Raw genomic sequence first — 21060 nt, 5'->3', positions numbered from 1 at the left:
GCCGCCTCCTTCGATGGCTCGGAGCACCCCCGTGAGCAGGCACACTGGATGACGTGCCATCCACCCTGCCCGACGGCGACCCGGCGCCCGCCTCCGGCGAGCTGCCCGACAGCGCGCTGCGCGGACTCGGCGAGCGCCCGTTCGGCTTCTACGTGCACGTGCCCTTCTGCGTGACCCGCTGCGGCTACTGCGATTTCAACACCTACACGGCCTCCGAGCTAGGGCCCGGTGCCTCCCATCGCGACTACGCCGACACGGTCGTGGCGGAGGTGCGTCTGGCCCGCCGCGTGCTGGGCGACGCCGAGCTGCCGGTGGAGACGGTGTTCTTCGGCGGCGGCACGCCCACGCTGCTGCCTCCGGAGGACCTGGCGCGCGTCCTGGCCGCGATCGACGCCGAGTTCGGGCTGCGGCCGGGGGCGGAGGTCACCACCGAGGCCAACCCCGAGTCCGTCGACCCCGCCTACCTCGACAAGCTGCGTCAGGGCGGCTTCAACCGGGTGAGCTTCGGCATGCAGAGCGCCCGCGAGCACGTGCTCCAGGTGCTCGACCGCACCCACACGCCGGGCCGCCCGGCGCGGGCCGTGCGGGAGGCGCGGGAGGCCGGGTTCGAGCACGTCAACCTCGACCTGATCTACAGCACGCCGGGGGAGTCCGACGACGACTGGCGGGCCTCGCTGGCCGCCGCGATCGAGGCCGGGCCCGACCACGTGTCGGCGTACTCGCTGATCGTGGAGGAGGGCACCAGGCTGGCGGCCAGAATCCGGCGCGGCGAGCTGCCGATGCCCGACGACGACGTGGCCGCCGACCGCTACCTGATCGCCGACGAGATGCTGGCCGAGGCCGGTTTCAGCTGGTACGAGGTGTCCAACTGGGCGACCTCCGAGCAGGCCCGCTGCCGGCACAACCTGCTCTACTGGACCGGCGGCGACTGGTGGGCCGCCGGCCCCGGCGCCCACAGCCACGTCGGGGGCACCCGCTGGTGGAACGTCAAGCACCCGGCCGCCTACGCCCAGCGCCTGGCGGCGGGCACCTCGCCCGCGCACGCGCGCGAGGTGCTCACCGAGGCCGACCGGGCCGCCGAGCGCCTGATGCTGGAGCTGCGGCTGATCTCGGGCTATCCGCTCGCCGAGGTGGCCCCCGGGGCGCGCACGTCCGTGGCGAGCGCGCTGGCGCGCGGGCTGCTGGAGCCCGAGCCGTTCAGGGCGGGCCGGATGGTGCTCACCCTCAAGGGGAGGCTGCTGGCCGACGCCCTGATCACCGAGCTCATGTGATGAGGCGGATGGCGAACGGGTAGCGGTAGTTCTCGCCCCGGTTGGTGGCGACGGCCGCCTGGATGTGGAAGATCAGCGACACGATCCACACGATCGGGAACAGCAGCAGGCCGACCAGCACGACCGTCAGCACGCCCGCGACCAGGTAGCCGATGAACATCGTGATCTGGAAGTTCAGCGCCTCGGCCGCCTGGTCCCTGACGTAGGGGGACTCGTCCTTCTTCATCAGGTAGATGATCAGCGGGCCGACCCACGAGACCAGCAGGCCCAGCAGGTGGGCGAGCATCGCCATCGTGGTGTCGTCGCTGCCGCGGCGCGGGCCGAACCGGCCGGGCACGTACGGCTCGGCGGGCCGGCCGTACCCTTGCTGGGCGCCGTAGCCGGGGGGCTGGCCGTAGCCGGGCGGCGGGGGCACGTAGCGGGGCGGCGTCGGCATGGGGCCGGGCTGCGGGCCGCTCTGGCCGGGCGGCTGCCGCCCGTAGTCGGGCTGGGAGCCCGGCTGCTGGCCGTAGCCGAGCCGGGGGCCCTGGTCACGGGGTACGTCCGAGGGCGGGACGTCCGGGGAGTCGTCGGCGGGCGGCGGATCCTGGGTCATGATGCCTCCGTAACGAAGTCGATCAGTTCCTCGACCCGGCCGAGCAGCTCCGGCTCAAGGTCGGCGTAGGACGAGACGGCGCCCAGAATGCGCCGCCAGGCGTCCGCTGGCTCCATGCGCCAGCCCAGCGCGGCGAGCACGCCCTCCTTCCACGGCACCCCGCGCGGCACGTCGGGCCAGCCGGGGATGCGCAACACGGACGGCTTGACCGCCTGCCAGATGTCGATGAACGGATGGCCTACGACGAGCACGTGCGGCGAGGTGACCCGGGCCGCGATCCGGCTCTCCTTCGACCCCGGCACCAGGTGGTCGACCAGCACGCCCAGCCTGCGGCCCGGCTCGGGGGCGAACTCGGCCACGATGGCGGGCAGGTCGTCCACGCCCTCCAGGTACTCCACCACGACCCCTTCGACGCGCAGGTCGTGGCCCCAGATCTTCTCCACGAGCGCGGCGTCGTGCACGCCCTCGACGTAGATCCGGCTCTCCTTGGCGACCCGGGCCCGCAGCCCCTCCACGGCGATGGACCCGGACGCGCTGCGCCTGGGCCCGGCCGGGGCCGCGGCCACCGGGCGCACCAGCGTCACGGGCCTGCCCTCCAGGAGGAAGGCGGCCGGCGCCAGCGGGAACAGGCGGCGCTTGCCGAACCGGTCCTCAAGGGTGACGGCCTCCTTGTCGCAGGCCACCACGGCGCCGCAGAAGCCGCTGTCGGCGTCCTCCACGACCAGGTCGAGTTCGGCCGGCACCTTCGGGATCTTGCCCTTGCCCGGCCGCCGCCAATTGCCCGCCAGCACATCACCCTCGTACACACGGGGACCGTAGCAAATCACCCGCTGACCGCAAGGCGCTTACGCGCGCCGCTGCGCCGTACGAGGATGACGATCGTGCCGATGATGCCGATGAGCAGGCCGGCGCCGGGGATCAGGAACAGCGCGGCCACGCCGCCGAACACGCCGCCCGCGGCCGAGAGCACGTCACGGCCCACGCCGAAGCGGGCCGACGACTCCTCCTGCGTGGCGCAGGTCAGCTGGTAGTCGCCCTTGGCGGGGGCGTTGACGGCGAGGATCTCCTGCCAGGTCTTCCCGCCGGCGGTGAGCGTCTGGGTGCCGGAGACCTTGACGAGCCTGGCCTGGGCCGGGCCGCCGGAGATCTCGCACTGGTAGTTGACCCGCGTGTCGGTGGCGATGTACACGGCCGGGCGCTGGGCGGGGTCGATCGCCACCTTCACGCTTTCGCCCGACGCGAACGTGGTCGTCGGGGCCATGTCGGTCACGCTGCTCAGCACGCCGCCGGCGAACACGACCACGCCGACGACGCCCAGCACCACGGCCACGGCCCACACGACCGCGATCCACCACAGGCGTGGCTTGATCGCCTTGCCGTCGATCCTGGCCGGGAACTGGGGCTGCTGGCCGTACTGGTTGTACTGGCCGTACTGGGGCGGGGGGCCGAACTGGGGCTGCTGCTGCTGGTAGGGGGGCTGGCCGTACTGCGGGGGCTGGGGCTGGGCGTACTGGGGCTGCTGACCGTAGTAGGGACCCTGCCCCTGGGGCGGTCCGTACTGCGGGGGCTGGGAATTGTCGGTCATGCGGCAAGTGTGAGGCCTGTCGCTTGTAAGTCGCTAGCAACAGGATGGGACCCGGTGTTATCGCACCTTGTGGGCGAGAGCCGTACACTTGGCACTCGGGAACACGGAGTGCTAGACCTGTCGTTTCCCTGTAAGGCACAGGCAGGAGGTGAGCACGTGCTCGACGATCGGAAGCTGGCGGTGCTCCGCGCCATTGTCGAAGACTACGTGTCCACCAACGAACCGGTGGGCTCAAAGGCGCTGGCCGAGCGCCACAACCTGAAGGTCTCCCCGGCAACGGTCAGGAACGACATGGCCGCTCTGGAGGAGGACGGCTACATCACCCAGCCGCACACCAGCGCGGGCCGCGTGCCGACGGACAAGGGCTACCGCCTGTTCGTCGACCGGCTGTCGCAGGTCAAACCCCTGTCGGGGGCCGAGCGGCGGGCGATCGAGACCTTCCTCGCCGGCGCGGTCGACCTCGACGACGTGGTCTTCCGCACCGTGCGGCTGCTCGCGCAGCTCACCAGGCAGGTCGCGGTCGTGCAGTACCCGACGCTGACCCGTTCCACGGTCAGGCACGTCGAGCTGGTCCCGCTCAACGACCGGCGGGTCATGCTCGTGCTGATCACCAACACCGGGCGCGTGGAGCAGCGCGTGATCGAGCTGCCCGAGGTGGTGGAGGACGACCGCATCGCCCACCTGCGCGCGGTGCTCAACTCCTGCCTCGACGGCTGCGGGCTGAGCAACGTCCCCGAGCTGGTCGCCGACCTGCCCGAGCGGCTCCCCGCCGAGGACCGGCCCGCCGTGGCCACGATCCTGTCGGTGCTGCTCGAAACCCTCGTCGAACGCCACGACGAGAAGATCGTGTTCGCCGGCGCGGCCAATCTCGCGGGCGCCGACTTCGCCACCGGCCTGCGCGACGTGCTGGAGGCGCTGGAGGAGCAGGTCGTGCTCATGCGGTTGCTCGGCGAGACATCCACAGACACCCCGTCCGCGCTCACCGTGCGCATCGGCTCGGAAAACCCCTACCTTCGCGGCACGTCCATCGTCGCAACCGGATACGGTTCTGGCGACAACCAACTGGCCCGGCTCGGCGTGCTGGGTCCCACGAGGATGGACTACCCCGTGACGATGGGCGCCGTACGCGCGGTGGCACGCTACGTCAGCCAGATCCTGGCTGCATCTTAAGAGGTCGATAAGTGGCAAACAGCGACTACTACGCCACCCTCGGGGTGCGCCGTGACGCCAGTCAGGACGAGATCAAGAAGGCATACCGCCGCCTCGCCCGCGAGCTGCACCCCGACGTGAACCCCGATCCTGAGACCCAGGAGCGGTTCAAGGAGATCACGCAGGCCTACGAGGTGCTGTCCGACCCGAACAAGCGCCAGATGTACGACCTGGGCGGCGACCCCTTCGGCGGCGGCGCGGGTGCGGGCGCGGGCGCCGGCGGCTTCGGGGCGGGTTTCCCCTTCAGTGACATCATGGACGCCTTCTTCGGCACCGCTGGCGGCACCCGCGGGCCGCGCTCGCGCGCCAGGAGGGGCCGCAACGCCACCATCCGGGTCGAGCTCGACCTGCGCGAGACCGCGTTCGGCACCACCCGCGAGCTGGTCGTGGACACCGCCGTGCTGTGCGAGGTGTGCCACGGCGCCGGCGCCGCCCCCGGCACCCACCCCGACGCCTGTGACATGTGCAACGGGCGCGGCGAGATCTCCCAGGTCACCCGCTCGTTCCTGGGCCAGGTCATGACCTCGCGGCCGTGCCCCCAGTGCGGCGGTTTCGGCAGCATCATCCGCCACCCCTGCCAGGAGTGCTCGGGCGACGGCCGGGTGCGCACCCGCCGCACGATCAAGGTCCGCATCCCCGCGGGCGTCGAGGACGGCACTCACATCCAGCTCGCCGGCGAGGGCGAGGTCGGCCCCGGCGGCGGCCCGCCCGGAGACCTCTTCCTGGAGATCGTCGAGCGCCCCCACGAGATCTTCGAGCGGCGCGGCGACGACCTCCACTGCACGGTCCAGATCCCGATGACGGCCGCCGCGCTCGGCACGATCCTCGCCGTGGAGACGCTCGACGGCTCCGAGGAGATCGACGTGCGCCCCGGCACCCAGTCCGGCCAGGTCATCACCATGTACGGGCGCGGCGTGCAGCGGCTCAACGAGTCCGGCAGGGGCGACCTGCTCATCCACGTCAACGTCGAGACCCCGATGCGGCTCGACCAGCCGCAGGAGGACCTGCTGCGCGAGCTGTCCAGGCTGCGCGGCGAGGAGCGGCCGCCGGGGAAGTTCGCCCCGGGGCAGCAGGGTTTTTTCTCCCGCCTGCGTGACGCCTTCAACGGCAGGTGACGATCACCCGTGACCGTCCCCGTGTTCCTCGCCGAGGACCTCAACGGCTCCGAGCTGACGCTCGACGGCCCTGAGGGGCGGCACGCGGCCTCCGTGCGGCGTCTGCGCGCCGGTGAGCGGGTCGACCTGACCAACGGCGCGGGCGACGTCGCCGAGTGCGTGGTGCGCGAGGTGTTCAAGGACGCGCTCGCGCTCGACGTGCTCGCCCGCTACACCGTCGAGCCGCCCGCGCGGCGGCTGGTCGTCGTCCAGGGGCTGCCCAAGGGCGACAGAGGCGAGCTGGCCGTCGAGATGATGACCGAGGTGGGGGTCGACGTGATCGTGCCCTGGGCCGCCTCGCGCAGCATCACGCAGTGGAAGGGCGACAAGGTCGCCAAGGCGCTGGGCCGGTGGCGTTCCACGGCCCGCGAGGCGGGCAAGCAGGCGCGCCGGTTCCACCTGCCCGAGGTGGCCGAGCAGGCCTCCACCGCGCAGGTCGAAGGGCTGCTGGCCGACGCGGCGCTGGGGCTCGTGCTGCACGAGGAGGCCGTAGAGCCGCTGTCGCAGGTGGCGCTGCCGCCCGGCGGCGACATCGTGGTGGTCGTGGGGCCCGAGGGCGGGGTCTCGGAGGAGGAACTGCGCAGGTTCGTCGCGGCCAAGGCGGTGCCCGTGCTGCTCGGGCCCACCGTGCTGCGCACCTCCACGGCGGGGGTGGCGGCGGCGGCCGTGCTGCTCGCGCGTACCGGGCGCTGGTAGGCCCGCGGCTCAGGGAGTGGTGTGCGGCACGCCCACGAGCGGGCTGCTCAGGTCGCTCGGGGCGGCCGTCGGCAGGTCGTCCGGCGGGCACTCGTCGGCGGTGCACGTCGTCGGCGTGCCGATCGACTCCGGCGACTCCGGCGAGGTCGGTGTGGGCGTCGGCGTGACCTCGGGGCAGTCCTGCTCGCCGGTCGGGTCGCCCGCGGGGTCGCCGGTCGGGCAGGGCGTCGAGGACGGTGTCGGCGACGGCGAGGGCTGCCGGGTCGACCTGGCCGTCTCCGAGGGCCTATGGGTCTCGCTGTGGCTCGGCGGCACGACCACGACGGGCGGCGGCTCGGCGCTGTGGCTGTCGCGCCTGGGCGGCGTGGAGAGCCTGGTCGAGGAGTTGCCGGGGGTGGTGGTCGAGTTGTCCACCGGCTCGATGGGCGCCTCGAAGATCTGGGAGCGCAGCCCGGGAACGACCATCACGATCGTCCCCGCCACCAGCACGGCGCTGATCGCTGCCGCGCCCGCACGCCACCAGAACAGGTTACGGACGCCGCGCCGCTCGATGCGGGCGCGGATGATCTGCAGTCCCTCCGGCGAGGGCACGACCGCGTCCGCCTCCGCGCGGAGCGCACGGCGCAGGACGTCGCCGTACTCGTCGGGGGGCTGGGTCATGACATCTTCTCCAGAACGGATCGCAATGCGGCCATGCCACGTGCGGTGTGGCTCTTGACCGCGCCCTTGCTGATTCCCATGGCATGGGCGATCTCAGCTTCGGACAGATCTCCGTAATAACGCAGAACCAGTGCTTCTCTCTGTCGGGTCGGCAGGGCGCGTAACGCCTCGATGACGGCGGAGCGTTCCAGCTCGCCGATCGCGCCGTTCTCGGCGCTCGGGGCGTCGGGCAGGCCCTTGGGTGCGTACTTCTCGACGACCGCGCGGTGACGCAGCACGGAACGGGACCGGTTGACGACAGACTGACGCAGGTAGGCGAGTGCCTTGTCGGGATCACGCAGTCTGCGCCAGGCGCCGTGAATGGCGACGAACGCGTCCTGCACGACTTCCTCGGCGGTTGCCATGTCACGCACCAGCAACACCGCGAGACGCACCAATGACCGGAAATGCGCGCTGTAGAGCGCGGTCACGGCCATGTCGGCATCCCACCCGACCGGCACCGCCCCCAACGACCTGTCGGCCAGAAGGGTTTCGGTGGTCACATCAGTGGGACGCGCGGCCTTCCCAGAGGGTTTACTCTCTTCCGGTTCTGAAGGTTTCCCCGGTTCCTTAGGGTGCATTACCCAGTCGTGTTCCTCGCCAGGTGGCGCTCGCCCGACCCTGAATCAACTTTTTTGCTCCGAAGTGTCGCACACTCACCCTAACTGCGCGGATCTTCCGGCGCACGACACCACGGATTACCGATTCGCAACGGACTGCCGAACGGTCGCTCTCGATAGGGTACTGCTGTGAGCGACTGTCTCTTCTGCAAAATCGTGGCCAAGGAAATTCCGGCCGACGTCGTCTACGAGAACGCCAGGGCGCTGGCGTTCCGCGACATCAATCCGCAGGCCCCGACCCACGTGCTGGTCATCCCGCGGGCGCATCACCCCGACGCGGCGTCGCTGGCCGCCGCCGACGACGGGCTCGCCGACGACGTGCTGAAGGCCGCCCATGCGGTCGCCGTCCAGGAGGGGGTGGCCGAGCGCGGCTACCGGGTCGTCTTCAACACCGGCCCCGGCGCCGGCCAGACCGTCTTCCACGTGCACGCCCATGTTCTCGGAGGGCGTGACCTCACGTGGCCGCCCGGCTGATATTGACGCGAGCAATCAGCCTGGTGCCGGATACGATGGGCGGAGAAGAACACCGAACAGACCGGGAGGCATCAGGCCGCTGGCCTGCCCATGTCCGAACTACATGAATCCCGACGCACGGCACCTCCCTCGCGCACTCAAGCCAAGGTGCTGATTCCGGACGAATACCCGATGGTCAGCCTCCTCGGCTCCCGTGACGAGCTGCTTCGCGTGATCGAGGGCGCCTTCAGGGCCGACATCCACGTGCGGGGCAACGAGATCACCGTCACCGGCAGCCCCGACGAGAGCGGCGCGGTCGTGCGCCTGTTCGAGGAGCTGGTCGAAGTGCTGCGCAGCGGCGGCGAGCTCACGCCCGACGCCGTCGAGCGGAGCATCGCGATGCTGCGCATGACCTCCGACCGTCCGGCCGAGGTCCTCTCGCTCGACATCCTGTCCTCCCGAGGCCGCACGATCCGGCCGAAGACCGTCAACCAGAAGCGGTACGTCGACGCGATCGACCAGCACACGATCGTGTTCGGCATCGGGCCCGCGGGCACCGGCAAGACGTACCTGGCGATGGCCAAGGCCGTGCGCGCGCTGCAGGAGAAGCGGGTCAACCGCATCATCCTGACCAGGCCGGCGGTCGAGGCGGGCGAGCGGCTCGGCTTCCTGCCCGGCACCCTCTACGAGAAGATCGACCCCTACCTGCGGCCGCTCTACGACGCGCTGCACGACATGGTCGACCCCGACTCGATCCCGAAGCTGATGGCCGCGGGCACGATCGAGGTCGCGCCGCTGGCGTACATGCGGGGCCGTACTCTCAACGACGCCTTCATCATCCTCGACGAGGCCCAGAACTCCTCGGCCGAGCAGATGAAGATGTTCCTGACCCGGCTGGGGTTCAACTCCAAGATCGTGGTCACGGGCGACGTTACCCAGGTCGACCTGCCCTCGGGCACGGTGAGCGGGCTGCGGGTCGTCCAGGAGATCCTGGAGGGCATCCCCGACATCCATTTCGCCCGTCTGTCCAGCGCCGACGTGGTGCGCCACAAGCTGGTCAGCGAGATCGTCGACGCCTACGGGCGCTACGACGCCACCCAGGCCACGCAGGAGCCGAAGGCCATCCACCGGGGGAAGCGACGCCCGTGAGCATCGAGATCAACAACGAGTCCGGCGTCGGCGTCGACGAGGAGAACCTCGTCGCGCTGGCCACCCACGTGCTCGGCGAGATGGGCATCAACCCGCTCGCCGAGCTGTCCATCGTGGTGGTCGACGAAGACGCCATGGCCGAGCTGCACGAGAAGTGGATGGGCGAGCCGGGCCCGACCGACGTGCTGGCCTTCCCGATGGACGAGCTGCGTCCCGGCGGCGGCGCGCGCGGCGACGGCGAGAGCCCGGCCGACCCGGCGCTGCTCGGCGACGTGGTGCTCTGCCCGCAGGTCGCCGACCGGCAGGCCAAGGAGGCCGGCCACAGCGCCCAGGCCGAGCTGGAGCTGCTGTGCACCCACGGCATCCTGCACCTGCTCGGCTACGACCACGCCGAGCCCGAGGAGCACAAGGAGATGTTCGGGCTCCAGGCTCGGCTGCTCGAGTCCTGGCAGGAGGTGCGCGACTCGCGGTGAACGCCTGGTTGCTGTGGGCCATCGCCCTTGTGATCATCGGTGGCCTGATCGCCAGTGCGGAGACGGCACTGACGCGCATCTCCAGGGTGCGCGCGGAGGAGTTCGCACGTGAGGGCCGGCGCGGGGCCGAACGGCTCCAGGCCATCGTCACCGACCCGCCCCGCTACCTCAACCTCCTCCTGCTGCTGCGCCTGAGCTGCGAGCTGGTGGCCACGGTCATCGCGACGCTGCTGTTCATCGACCTCATGCACGACCAGGGCTGGGCGTACGTGGCCGCCGCGGCGGTGATGATCGTGGTCAGCTACGTCGTCGTCGGCGTCATGCCCCGCACGCTGGGGCGTCAGCACGCCGAGCCGGTCGCGCTGGCCGGGGCGCCGATCGTCTACGGCCTGACCCGCATCTTCGGCCCGCTGCCCAAGCTGCTCATCCTGCTCGGCAACGCCCTGACCCCCGGCAAGGGCTTCCGCGACGGCCCGTTCACGTCGGAGGCCGAGCTGCGTGACCTGGTCGACCTGGCCGAGGAGCGCCGGGTGATCGAGCCGGACGAGCGCGAGATGATCCACTCGGTCTTCGAGCTGGGCGACACGCTGGTCCGCGAGGTCATGGTGCCGCGCACCGACATGGTCTACATCGAGCGCGGCAAGACGATCAGCCAGGCGCTGTCGCTCGCGCTGCGCAGCGGCTTCTCCCGCATCCCGGTCGTGGGCGAGAACGAGGACGACGTCATCGGCATCGCCTACCTCAAGGACATCGCCCGCAAGATCCACGAGTCGGGTGAGGGCGGCGGCAAGGAGACCGTCGAGTCGATCATGCGGCCGGCCGCGTACGTGCCGGAGAGCAAGCCCATCGACGAGCTCATGCGGGAGATGCAGGCCCGGCAGATCCACATGGCGATCGTCATCGACGAGTACGGCGGCACCGCCGGCCTGGTCACCATCGAGGACGTCCTGGAGGAGATCGTCGGCGAGATCACCGACGAGTACGACCAGGAGGCCCCGCGCGTGGAGACCATGCACGACGGCGCCATACGGGTGACCGCCCGCATGCCGGTCGACGAGCTCGGCGAGCTGTTCGACACCGAGCTCGAGGTCGACGACGTCGAGACCGTCGGCGGCCTGCTGGCCCACGCGCTCGGCCGGGTGCCGATCGCCGGGTCGCAGGCCGAGGTGGCCGGGCTGGAGCTGACGGCCGAGAGCCTGGCCGGGCGGCGCAACCGCATCAGCACCGTCGTCGTCCGCAGGGTCGCGCCGTCCGAGGAGGACGACGTCCAGGCCGGAGCCGAACGGGAGTGACCGCTTTGCAGGGAGATGTCGCAAGCGTTCTACAAGTCTTCTGCAAGTGAGGTCCGGCAGTCTCATCCCTGACACCCGGTGCGGTGGGTGTCACGAGGAAGCGTCCGAACGCCGGGTGGGGTTCGCGGCGGGAGGACGCTCCTGGGGGGACGATGGCGTTCCGGCCGGCTAGCCGGCCAGGGCGTCGATCGGCGTAAAGGGTGTTCTCGTCTGAAAACCAGGCGGGGGCACCCTTTTTGCGTTTGGTGGAGACGCTGGGGAGATTGCCGCATTCGTCGCCTGGGGAGGCTGCGGTCCAGGGGGAATCATGAAACCGGGGATCATCGTGTACGGGCTGCTGGCCGCGACCCTGGCGGGCTGCGCGGGAGGCGGCGCGGAGACCGTCGTCGACGCCCACGCCATGGCCCAGCTCCGCGACGTGCTCAACAGGCGGCCGAGCCTGCCGGACGGCTTCGCGCAACGGCCCGATCAGGCGTGGCGGGTGCCGTTCGGCCGGGTGGACCAGAGGTGCAGGTCCGCACTCGACGCGGCGGCCGGGCACGCGCCGCAGGAGGGGCTCACCGGCCAGGCGGCGGTCAGCTACCAGGGGGACGGCCTGGGGGAGCGCGCGGCCGTCGGCCTGGCCCGGTACGCGGGCGAGGAGGCCGAGGCGCGCTTCGACGCGCTGAGCGACGCCCTGGAGTCGTGCCGGGAGATCCGCACGGCGGGCGGCACCGACCTGCGGGCCCGCAGGCTGGACCTGGGCGACGCCGCCCGCTCCGGGGACGAGGCCGCCGGGACGCGGCTGCGCGGACGGCTGAACGGCTACCCGTACGCCCTGGACGTCGTGCTGTCCCGGACCGGCGACACACTGGTGTCGGTCGTGCACGCGGGCATCACCGACGTGGACCGGGACCGGACGAGGAAGCTGGTCGCCGCCGTGCTTTCGATGTCCACGGCCTAACCTGGTCCTCGTGACTCTCGATCCTGAAGACAGCAAGATCATCACCTTGGCGCGGGCGGCCAGGGCGCGCAACGAGGCCGCCGAGGGCGCCGCCGTGCGCGACGAGACCGGCCGCACGTACTCGGCGACCGACGTCGCGCTGTCGTCGCTGAGGCTGTCGGCCGTGCAGGTCGCGGTGGCCATGGCGGTCTCCAGCGGCGCGCGGTCGCTGGAGGCGGTCGCGCTGGTGACGGCGGGCGAGCCGTCCCCGGCCGACGAGGCGGTCGCGTCGGAGCTGGGCGTCAAGGCCCTGCTCGTGGCCGGCCCCGACGGCACGCTGAGGTCCTGACGTGGGCATGACGCCGTTCCTGGCCCGGCTGCGGGCCAAGATCGGCAACGACCTGCTCATGCTGCCGTCGGTCAACGGGTGCGTGTTCGACCGCGCCGGGCGGGTGCTGATGGCCAGGCACGGCGACGACGGCCTGTGGGCCACCCCCGGCGGCGGCGTCGACCCCGGCGAGCGGCCCGAGGAGGCGGTGGTCAGGGAGCTGCGCGAAGAGCTGGCCATCGAGGTCGAGGTGCGCGGGCTGGTCGGCGTCTTCGGCGGCCCCGAGTACCGCACGGTCTACCCCAACGGCCACGAGGTGGCGTACGTCATCGCCATGTACGCCTGCACCCTCGCCTCCGGCACGCCCGTCCCCGACGGGGACGAGATCACCGACTACCGATGGGTGGCCGAGCATGAGGTCGACGGCCTGACGACGACGGCCTGGACGCCCCTGGCGCTGCCCGACGCGTTCGCCTGGTGGCGTGAACACGGCGGCTGATAAGCGACAATGCACAATGTGACTTCGCCAGACAACCATCGCGCCGGATTCGCCTGCTTCGTGGGAAGGCCGAACGTCGGCAAGTCCACGTTGATGAACGCCCTGGTCGGCGCCAAGGTGGCGATCACCTCGTCCAAGCCGCAGACGACCAGACGGGTCATCAGGGGCATCGTGCACCGCCCCGACGCCCAGATCGTCATCGTGGACACGCCGGGCCTGCACCGGCCGCGCACGCTCCTCGGCGAGCGGCTGGACAGCCTGGTGCTGTCCACGCTCACCGAGGTCGACGTGATCGGCTTCTGCGTGCCGGCCAACGAGCCCATCGGCAAGGGCGACCGGTTCATCGCCGACAAGCTGGCGGCGGTGAAGAAGACGCCCGTGGTCGCCGTGGTGACCAAGTGCGACCTGGCGAGCCGGCAGCAGATCGCCGAGCAGCTGCTCGCGGTGTCGCAGGTGGCCGAGTTCGCGGCGGTCGTGCCGGTGTCGGCGCAGTCGGGCGAGCAGCTCGACGTCCTGGGCGACGTGCTGATCGAGCACCTGCCCGAGTCGCCGCCGCTCTACGAGGGCGGGCAGCTCACCGACGAGCCCGAGCAGGTGATGGTGGGCGAGCTGATCAGGGAGGCGGCCCTGGAGGGCGTCCGCGACGAGCTGCCGCACTCGATCGCCGTGGTCGTCGACGAGATGTTGCCCCGCGAGGGGCGCGAGGACCTGCTCGACATCTACGCCCACATGTTCGTCGAGCGGCCCTCCCAGAAGGCCATCGTCATCGGGCACAAGGGCGAGCGGCTGCGCGACGTGGGCACCAAGGCCCGCAAGCAGATCGAGGCGCTGCTCGGCACGCGGGTCTACCTCGACCTGCGGATCAGCGTGGCCAAAGACTGGCAGCGCGACCCCAAGCAGCTTCGCCGGCTCGGCTTCTTCGACTGACCCGACGGCGCCCGAGCGGGCTGGGTCAGCGCGCCCGGCGCACCAGGGTGAGCACGGACAGCACGACGATCGCGAGCGAGCAGGCCAGCGCGGCGAACCAGCCGAACCTGATGACCGGCTCGACCGACAGCAGCCGGCCCAGGTCGATGGAGAGCCGGTCGCCGATGCGGCCGGGGTCGGCGACGAACATCACCAGCAGCAGCGTGGCCAGCGCGCCCGGGATCACGGCGAGGGCCGCGACGCGCGGCCGGCCGCCGAGCAGGCCCGTGACGCCGAGCGCCAGCGCCGCCAGCCCGGCGAGCAGGGTGTACAGGCCCGTGCTGACGTCGATGCCGCGCACGTCGTCGGAGACGCCGCCGCCGAGCAGGTCGCTGCGGGCCTCGATCCCGGCCCAGGGCATGATCGCGGTGAGCACCAGGAGGGCGGCCGCGACGGCGACGGCCAGCGCGGCGCCGCGGCGGGCGGACGTCGTCCGGGCGGGCTTGAGGTCATCGGCCACACGATCACTGTAGGCCGGGCTCCCGCCCGTCACCACCCGGCGCGACGGACTCGTCACCAAGCCGCGCGCCCGCCGCCGGGCGGGGCCGGCGGTCAGTCGTCGCCAAGCCGCGCACCCGCCGTCGGGTGGGGACGGGCGGGGCGGCGGTCAGGGGGTGGCGAGGAAGGCGCGGGCGTTGGCGGCGGCCCGGCGGTCGCCGGTCTCGTCGAAGATCTCCAGGGCGGCCGTGGCCAGCTCGCGGGCTCGTCCGGCGGCGCCCTCCGCCCGGTTGACCCGGGCCAGGGCCAGCAGCGCGTACGCGTCGAGCAGGCGGTCGCCGAGCCGTACGGCGATGCCCCTGGCGCGTTCGGCGGCGGACCTGGCGTCGGGTTTGGCGCCCTGTGCCAGCCGTACGGCGGCCAGGTCGAGCAGGGTGTCGGCCTGCCGGTGCCGGTCGCCCAGCTCGGTCAGGTGGCCGACGGCCGCCAGCAGGCGGACGGCGGCCTCCTCCAGACGGCCCGCCCGGCGCAGCACCGCGCCCAGCACGCGTTCGGCGTCGGCGGCGTCCCGCTCGTTGTCGGCCGCCTCCAGGCAGGCCAGCAGCGCCCGCTCGGCCTCCTCCAGCCGGTCCCGCTCCAGGTGCACGCGGCCCAGGCGGCGCCGGGTGTGGTTGACGTCGCGGGTGCGGCCCTGGCGCAGGAACATGCCGAGCGCCAGCCGCAGCTTCTCGTGGGCCAGGTCCCAGTCGCGCTCGGCCAGGTGCAGGTCGCCCTGGTCGAGCAGGACGAGCGCCTCGCCCCGGTCGTCGCCGGACCGCCTGGCGCTCTCCAGCGCCCGGTCCGAGACCGCCCGCCAGTCGTCGAGGAACCGGTGACGCTCCAGGTACGGCCCCAGCAGGTGCGCCAGCCGCCAGCACGGCTCGTCGAGGCCGGCGGCGTGCAGGTCGGCCACCAGGCTCACCAGGAACGGCCGTTCGGCGTCCAGCCATTCGACCGACTCCCTGATGTCCCTGGTCGCCACGGCCGTGCCCGGGTCGCCCGACACCAGCGAGAAGCGCGAGGCCCGCACCCGGGCCAGCACGAGTTCCGACACCTCGGCCAGCACGCCCGGCAGCGGCTGCTCGCGGGCGAACAGCCGGGTCAGGTCGTGCATCCGGTAGCGGACCTGGCCGGCCGCGTCCACGCCGTGCGTCTCCAGCAGGCCCGCGTCCACCAGGGCCTCGGCGCCGCCGCCGAGCCGGTCGGTGAGCCAGTCGGCGAAGTCGGGGGCCGACAGCGCGCCGAGGCCGCGTAACGTGCGCCTGGCGGGCTCGGGCAGGCCCTCGTAGCCGATGGCGAACACGCTGCGGACCGCCTGGTCGCCCGCGTGCAGCCGGTCGAGCCGCTTGTGCTCGTCCTCAAGGAGGCCCACCAGGTAGTCCACCGTCCAGTTCGGGCGGGCCGCCAGCCTGGACGCGGCGATGCGCAGCGCGATCGGCAGGCCGCCGCAGAAGCGGGCCAGGCGGTGCAGCGCCTCGTCCGCGGGTCGTCCGGAGCCGGTCGTGAGCAGGGCCAGGGCGTCCTCCTGGCCGAGCACGCCCACCGACAGCCGGGTCGCGCCGGTCAAGCCGCCCAGGGACGAGCGGCTGGTCACGACCGTCGGGCAGGACGTCAGCAGCGGGCGCACCTGGGCCTCGCCGGCGGCGTTGTCCAGCAGGACCAGCAGGCCGCGGTTGGCGGTGTAGGCGCGGAACAGGCGCTCGCGCTGCTCAAGCCCGGCCGGGATGGCCTGGGCCGGGCAGCCGAGCCAACGCAGGAAGTCCTCCAGGACGGCCGAGGAGGCCGTGGTCTCGCGCAGGTCGGCGTACAGGATGCCGTCGGGGAAGGACTCGCGGGCCCGCCAGGCGGCGTGCACGGCCAGGGCCGACTTGCCCGCGCCGGCCTGGCCGTGCACGACGACGTGGCCGCCGACCACCCGGTCGAGCAGGTCGGCGCGGCCGGTGAAGCCCGCGATGTCGGGCGGCAGCAGCACCGGAGGGCCCGCCGACACGTGCAGCGACACGTCGTCGTGGAGCATGCGGTGGTAGAGGAGCTGGAGCTCGGGGTCCGGCTCGATCGCGTGGCCGCCGTCGAGCTGGTCGCGCAGCACCGCGTACGCGGCCAGCGCGTCGACCCGGCGGCCGCTGCGGTAGAGGGCCAGCATGTACTGGCCGCGGAAGCGCTGCCACAGCGGGTGCTGCTTGGTCAGCCGCTTCAGCTCGGCCAGCAGCTCGCGGTGGCGGCCGGCGTCCAGGTCGGCCTGGAGGCGGCGTTCCAGGGCGAGCAGGCGCAGCTCCTCCAGCTCCTCGCGCAGGCGCCGGGTCTCCTCCCACCGCTCGCCGTCGGGGTCCAGGTCCTCCAGCGCGGGGCCGCGCCACAGCGCCAGCGCCTCCTCGTACGAGCCGCGGTCCACCAGCAGCCGGAACCGGTCGACGTCGAGCTGGTGGCCGCCGATCGCCAGCGCGTACGAGCCGGACACGGTGGTGATCACGTCCTTGCCCAGGAGCTGGCGGAGCTGGCCCACGTACCCGCGTACCAGGGAGTCGGAGCGGTCGCCGCCCTCGCGCGGCCACAGCAGCCGGCGCAGCCGCTCCACGGTCAGCGGACGGCCCGCGTTCAGCAGGAACATCGCCAGCAGGTCGCGGTGCTTGGGGGTCGTGGGGGTGCGATCCCGGCCGCCGTCACGGACGTCGAGCGGCCCCATGATGCGAAATTCCACGCGACCTTCCTTTTGGGAGGGGATGTCGATCAGAATGGCACATCTGATGGCTCCTCTGATCTCGTCCGACCCTCACCGGTTGGGCCGCTACTGGCTGGCCGGACGGCTGGGCGCCGGTGGCCAGGGCGTGGTCTACGAGGCGTACGGCGAGGCCGGGGAGCGCGTCGCGGTCAAGGTGCCCAGGTTCGACAGCGCGCAGTCGCGGTCCAGGCTGGCCAAGGAGGCGGCGGCGGCCCAGCGGGTGGCCTCCTTCTGCACGGCCAGGGTGATCGAGGCGCAGGTGGACGACGCGCCGCTGTACATCGTCAGCGAGTACGTCCCGGGGCCGAGCCTGCGGGAGGTGGCCGCGGGGACGGGGGCGTACGAGGCGGACGCGCTGCGCCGCCTGGCGATCGGGGTCGCCACCGCGCTGACGGCCATCCACCGGGCCGGGATCGTGCACCGCGACCTCAAGCCGGACAACATCATCCTGGGCCCGGACGGCCCCCGCGTGATCGACTTCGGGGTGGCCAGGGAGGCCGGGCCGACCACGAGCGGGCCGGCCATGGGCACGCCGGGCTACATGGCGCCCGAGGTGCTCACCGGGCGCGCCGCCACCGAGGCGGCGGACGTGTGGGCGTGGGGGATGGTGGTGTTGTTCGCGGCGCGGGGGCGTGACGCGGTCGAGCCGGGCGAGCCGATGGCGGTCGTGGGCCGGGTGCTGGAGTTCGAGGCGGACGTCGCCGGGCTGCCGGAGGAGCTGGCGTCGCTGGTGTCGGCCGCCACCGCCCGCGACCCCGCCGCCCGTCCCGCCGCCGGGGACCTCCTGCTCCGCCTCCTGGGCGAGGGCCCCCGGCGGGACGACGGCGATCCCCTGGCCCGTGGCGGGATCGTGGCGGGGGAGCTGAAGGGGCAGGCGGGGCCGGACCTGGGGGCGATCGCCGAAGAGCTCTACGGCGAGCTGAGCGAGGACGAGCGGGCCGCCGTGCCCGAGGTCTTCCTGCGGCTGCTCGACGGCGACGGGCTGCGTCCCGTGGAGCGCGAGGAGCTGCCCGAGGCCAAGACGGTCGACTCGATGCTGGGCCTGTTCGTCTCGGCGGGCATCCTGAGGACGGGCGGCGGCGCGTACGAGCTGGTCGCCCCCGGCCTGGTGCAGGCGTGGCCGCGGCTGCGCGACTGGCTGGCGGGCAACCGCGAGGGGCTGCCCGTGCACCGCCGCCTGGCCGAGGCCGCCGCCGAGTGGGACGGCCACGGCCGCAAGCCCGCCGACCTGCTCCACGGCACCCACCTGGACCGCACGCTGCAATGGGCCGCCACCGAGCGCAAGGACCTCACCCTGGCCAGGCGCGAGCGCGAGTTCCTGGACGCCGCCGCCGGGCAGGCCCGCACCCGCACCAGGCGGCGCGGCCTGCTCGCGGCCGTGCTGGCGGTGCTGCTGGTGGCGGCGCTGGGCGGGCTCGGCACGGCGGAGTACCTGCGCAGGGAGTCGGCCCGGCAGCGGGACGAGGCGCTGGCCAGGGAGCTGGTGCTGCGCGCCGGCGGGCTGCGCGAGCTGGAGCCCGCGCTGGCCGGCCTGCTCTCCGTGGCGGCCTGGCGGCTGGCCCCTGAGCTGATCGAGACGGCGGGCGGGCTGTACGACGCGGCCTCCCAGCACGTCACCGACGTGTTCGTGGCACCGAACGTGGCGGCGGGGAGCGTGCAGGCGCTCAGCTTGGACGGCCGCGTCCTGGCCTCCGCGACGGACGGCACCGCCCGCCTGTGGGACATCCCGACCGGCCGGGAGCTGCACGAGCTGGCCGGTCTGGGGGCAGGCGTGCAGAGCCTCGCCGTGAGCCTCGACGGCCGTCTTCTGGCCGCCCTGGACGACAAGGGCGTGCGGCTGTGGGACACCGCCACCGGCAGGCCGCTCGGCGGCCGGTTCGCGAACAACGCGAGCGGGTTCGGGGCGCTGGAGTTCGACCGCACCGGTCGCCGGCTCTCGGTCCCGTACAGCTCCGAGAGCGAGCGATGGTGGGACGTCGCCACCCGCACCCCCCTCACCGCCCCCGACGGCGCGATCCTGAACGGCGTCAGCCCCGACGGCCGCTACGGCTACGTCGCCGACGACGACGAGGAGCGGGCCGTGGTGTGGGACCTGCGCCGCCGCAGGCGCCTGGACCTGCCGACGCTGCCCGGCACCGGCACCTCCGTCGAGGCCAGGTTCAGCGAGGACAACGGCGCCCTCGTGGTCATCGAGGACGTCCCCCGCCACGACAAACCCAAGATCCATCTGTACGAGCTGACCGCCGGCACCGCCGAGCACGAGTTCGAAGGCCAGAACGCCCAGGCCGCGGACCTGGTCTTCGGCGGCCGGTACATGGCCACGTGGCGGCCGGGGGACCTGCTCGTCCTGCGGCCGCGCGACAGCCTGGTGACCGCTCTGCGGCTGCCCCTGCCGGACGGCGTCACGCAGGTCCGCTACGACCTGGCGGGCAAGGCCGTACGCCTGCTGGACGCGGCCGGCGGCGTCACCACGGTCGACGTCTCCCCGCTGTTCGACCCGCCGGTCGACGGGGAGCTGCCGGACCTGCGGATGCGCGAGGACGGCCGGGTCCTGGCCGTCAAGCGGGACGACCGGCTCGAACTGCTCGACCCGGCGACCCGTCGCCGCCTGGCCGGCCCGATCGCCTGGAAGGGCGAGGGATCGGCGATGGCGTTCAGCGGGGACGGCACGCGGTTGGCCTACGGCGACGGCCCCCGCGTCCGCGTGCTCGACGTCGCGGGCGGACGGGAGACGCAGGCGTTCGAGCTGGCCGGGAAGGGGGCGGAGAAGGCCGACGCGCTCGCCTTCAGCCCCGACGGCCGCACCCTGGCCGTGCTGCCCTCCAGGTTCGAGGGGGCGCTGCCGCTGGAGCTGCGCGACCTCGCGACCTCGCGGACGCGGACCACGAAGGTGTCCGGCGTCGGGCCGATGAGCTTCGCGCCGGACGGCTCGCGGCTGCTCATGGGAGGCCCTGAGCTGCGGCTCTACGACCCGGTCGGCGGGACCGTGCTGCCGGTGGGGGACGAGGCCAGGCGGATCGGCGGCGCCTTCGCCTACAGCCCCGACGGACGCCAGGTGGCCTTCTCCCATCCCGACCGGATCACGCTGTGGGACCGGGACCTGCGGACCCTGCTCGGCGCCTTCCCCACCGTGCCGGGCGCGGAGCAGTTCGAGCTGCCGGCCTGGTCGCCCGACGGGCGGCTGATCGCCACGTACGAGAAGGGCCCGCGGATCCGCCTGTGGGACGTGGCCTCGCGGCGGCACATCGGGGTCGTGTTCGACGGGCTGGCCGAGTCGACGGGCGACAACGTCTGGCTCGGCTTCTCGGCCGACGGGACCAAGTTGCGCACGCTGGACGACGACGGCGCCTTCCGTACACATGACCTCGACCGGCGGCACGTGGCCGCGACCGTGTGCGCCCGCGCCCGCCGTGCGCTCACGGCGGCGGAGTGGCGGGCGTACCTGCCGGGGGTCGAGCCGTTCGACGTGTGCCGCTAGGACGTCCAGGCGACCACCTGGAACCAGACCGCCTTGCCGGGCGGCTCGGGATGCCAGCCCCAGCCGTAGGACAGCCGGTGGACGATGGCCAGCCCCCGCCCGCGCCCCGCCAGCGGGTCCGCCTGGCCCATCCGGGGCAGGGCCGTGCACGAGTCGCGGACCTCCACGGTCAGCAGGGAACCCTCCCTGACCACCACGATCCGGACGGGTTCCGCCGAAGGGTCGTGGGTGAGCGCGTTGGTGGCCAGTTCCGAGACGAGCAGCTGCGCCGTCTCGACGGCCTCCATCAACGCTTCGTGGTCGGTGGCGAGGTCGCCGACGAACCGCCGGACGGACGAGACGCATCCGGGATGCCGGGGCATCCACCGCTCGCCGAGGACCGTGTCCGGCAGGGGCCGCCGGTCGGCGAGCGTCACGGCGGGACTTTCGGGTTTCATGTGGCCAGCGTGACGCCACTTGACTACGGTCGGTAGTG

Annotated in this window: 21 protein-coding genes; 13 read left to right on the top strand and 8 right to left on the bottom strand. The window is 72.6% G+C overall.

What is annotated here, in order from left to right; all coding sequences use genetic code 11:
- Window positions 1–53: 53 nt before the first annotated feature.
- Window positions 54–1271: a radical SAM family heme chaperone HemW gene (gene hemW / locus ABZ815_RS05010; protein ID WP_357694106.1), complete on the top strand. Its 1218-nt coding sequence runs from the start codon at window positions 54–56 to the stop codon at window positions 1269–1271.
- On the opposite strand, the gene ABZ815_RS05005 is transcribed toward hemW, so the two are convergent.
- The 3 genes from ABZ815_RS05005 to ABZ815_RS04995 are packed head-to-tail and all read right to left on the bottom strand — an operon-like array spanning window position 1264 to window position 3451.
- The gene (locus ABZ815_RS05005) at window positions 1264–1866 is read right to left on the bottom strand and encodes a DUF4870 domain-containing protein (protein WP_357694104.1); all 603 of its coding nucleotides are present in this window, start codon (window positions 1864–1866) and stop codon (window positions 1264–1266) included. The two genes, hemW and ABZ815_RS05005, sit on opposite strands and share 8 nt — an antisense overlap.
- On the bottom strand, window positions 1863–2672 hold the full coding sequence (locus ABZ815_RS05000; RefSeq protein WP_357694102.1) for a DUF3097 domain-containing protein: 810 nt from the start codon (window positions 2670–2672) through the stop codon (window positions 1863–1865). The genes ABZ815_RS05005 and ABZ815_RS05000 overlap by 4 nt, the downstream gene beginning before the upstream one ends.
- Before the next feature lie 17 nt (window positions 2673–2689).
- The gene (locus ABZ815_RS04995) at window positions 2690–3451 is read right to left on the bottom strand and encodes a hypothetical protein (protein ID WP_357694100.1); all 762 of its coding nucleotides are present in this window, start codon (window positions 3449–3451) and stop codon (window positions 2690–2692) included.
- 156 nt (window positions 3452–3607) lie between these two features.
- Between ABZ815_RS04995 and hrcA the strand changes: the two genes are divergently transcribed.
- Genes hrcA through ABZ815_RS04980 form a run of 3 tightly spaced genes read left to right on the top strand, consistent with a single transcriptional unit; the run spans window position 3608 to window position 6510 of the window.
- Window positions 3608–4621, top strand: coding sequence for a heat-inducible transcriptional repressor HrcA (gene hrcA / locus ABZ815_RS04990; RefSeq protein ID WP_357694098.1), 1014 nt, complete (start codon window positions 3608–3610; stop codon window positions 4619–4621).
- A gap of 11 nt (window positions 4622–4632) precedes the next feature.
- Window positions 4633–5775 (top strand): molecular chaperone DnaJ, encoded by a 1143-nt coding sequence (dnaJ, locus tag ABZ815_RS04985; protein WP_357694095.1) that lies wholly within the window; start codon window positions 4633–4635, stop codon window positions 5773–5775.
- A gap of 9 nt (window positions 5776–5784) precedes the next feature.
- Window positions 5785–6510, top strand: a complete 726-nt coding sequence (locus tag ABZ815_RS04980) for a 16S rRNA (uracil(1498)-N(3))-methyltransferase (RefSeq protein ID WP_357694092.1) — start codon at window positions 5785–5787, stop codon at window positions 6508–6510.
- A 9-nt stretch (window positions 6511–6519) separates the two neighbouring features.
- On the opposite strand, the gene ABZ815_RS04975 is transcribed toward ABZ815_RS04980, so the two are convergent.
- Together ABZ815_RS04975 and ABZ815_RS04970 are read right to left on the bottom strand one after the other, a co-directional pair.
- Complete coding sequence (locus tag ABZ815_RS04975; RefSeq protein ID WP_357694090.1) at window positions 6520–7170, bottom strand: hypothetical protein; 651 nt, start codon at window positions 7168–7170, stop codon at window positions 6520–6522.
- A complete protein-coding gene (locus ABZ815_RS04970) occupies window positions 7167–7646 on the bottom strand; it encodes a SigE family RNA polymerase sigma factor (RefSeq protein ID WP_113704031.1) in 480 nt (159 codons plus the stop codon). Before ABZ815_RS04970 ends, ABZ815_RS04975 begins: the two co-directional genes overlap by 4 nt.
- Window positions 7647–7958: 312 nt before the next feature.
- Between ABZ815_RS04970 and ABZ815_RS04965 the strand changes: the two genes are divergently transcribed.
- From ABZ815_RS04965 to era, 8 genes are all read left to right on the top strand, one after another.
- Entirely contained in the window at window positions 7959–8303 is a 345-nt protein-coding gene (locus ABZ815_RS04965; RefSeq protein ID WP_357694087.1) for a histidine triad nucleotide-binding protein, read from the top strand.
- A 90-nt stretch (window positions 8304–8393) separates the two neighbouring features.
- Entirely contained in the window at window positions 8394–9431 is a 1038-nt protein-coding gene (locus tag ABZ815_RS04960; protein ID WP_357694085.1) for a PhoH family protein, read from the top strand.
- On the top strand, window positions 9428–9904 hold the full coding sequence (gene ybeY / locus ABZ815_RS04955) for an rRNA maturation RNase YbeY (protein WP_357694083.1): 477 nt from the start codon (window positions 9428–9430) through the stop codon (window positions 9902–9904). Before ABZ815_RS04960 ends, ybeY begins: the two co-directional genes overlap by 4 nt.
- Window positions 9901–11196 (top strand): hemolysin family protein, encoded by a 1296-nt coding sequence (locus ABZ815_RS04950; protein WP_357694081.1) that lies wholly within the window; start codon window positions 9901–9903, stop codon window positions 11194–11196. The genes ybeY and ABZ815_RS04950 overlap by 4 nt, the downstream gene beginning before the upstream one ends.
- A gap of 307 nt (window positions 11197–11503) precedes the next feature.
- On the top strand, window positions 11504–12139 hold the full coding sequence (locus ABZ815_RS04945) for a hypothetical protein (RefSeq protein WP_357694078.1): 636 nt from the start codon (window positions 11504–11506) through the stop codon (window positions 12137–12139).
- Window position 12140: 1 nt separating this feature from the next.
- The gene (locus tag ABZ815_RS04940) at window positions 12141–12467 is read left to right on the top strand and encodes a cytidine deaminase (RefSeq protein ID WP_357694649.1); all 327 of its coding nucleotides are present in this window, start codon (window positions 12141–12143) and stop codon (window positions 12465–12467) included.
- A 7-nt stretch (window positions 12468–12474) separates the two neighbouring features.
- Window positions 12475–12945: an NUDIX domain-containing protein gene (locus ABZ815_RS04935; protein ID WP_357694647.1), complete on the top strand. Its 471-nt coding sequence runs from the start codon at window positions 12475–12477 to the stop codon at window positions 12943–12945.
- A gap of 9 nt (window positions 12946–12954) precedes the next feature.
- Window positions 12955–13872 (top strand): GTPase Era, encoded by a 918-nt coding sequence (era, locus tag ABZ815_RS04930; protein WP_357694076.1) that lies wholly within the window; start codon window positions 12955–12957, stop codon window positions 13870–13872.
- Window positions 13873–13897: 25 nt separating this feature from the next.
- Here the strand turns inward: era and ABZ815_RS04925 are convergent, their stop codons facing one another.
- On the bottom strand, window positions 13898–14371 hold the full coding sequence (locus tag ABZ815_RS04925; protein WP_357694073.1) for a hypothetical protein: 474 nt from the start codon (window positions 14369–14371) through the stop codon (window positions 13898–13900).
- Window positions 14372–14518: 147 nt separating this feature from the next.
- Window positions 14519–17086 (bottom strand): BTAD domain-containing putative transcriptional regulator, encoded by a 2568-nt coding sequence (locus tag ABZ815_RS04920; RefSeq protein WP_357694071.1) that lies wholly within the window; start codon window positions 17084–17086, stop codon window positions 14519–14521.
- Window positions 17087–17132: 46 nt separating this feature from the next.
- On the opposite strand from ABZ815_RS04920, the gene ABZ815_RS04915 reads away from it, so the two are divergent.
- A complete protein-coding gene (locus ABZ815_RS04915) occupies window positions 17133–20585 on the top strand; it encodes a serine/threonine-protein kinase (protein WP_357694069.1) in 3453 nt (1150 codons plus the stop codon).
- Here ABZ815_RS04915 and ABZ815_RS04910 read toward each other — a convergent pair.
- On the bottom strand, window positions 20582–21022 hold the full coding sequence (locus ABZ815_RS04910) for an ATP-binding protein (protein WP_357694067.1): 441 nt from the start codon (window positions 21020–21022) through the stop codon (window positions 20582–20584). The two genes, ABZ815_RS04915 and ABZ815_RS04910, sit on opposite strands and share 4 nt — an antisense overlap.
- Window positions 21023–21060: the final 38 nt, after the last annotated feature.

The sequence above is a fragment of the Nonomuraea sp. NPDC047529 genome (assembly GCF_040642995.1).
GTDB lineage: Bacteria > Actinomycetota > Actinomycetes > Streptosporangiales > Streptosporangiaceae > Nonomuraea.
Note: the sequence above shows the minus strand (reverse complement) of the source record. Positions and strands in the feature narration are given on the sequence as shown.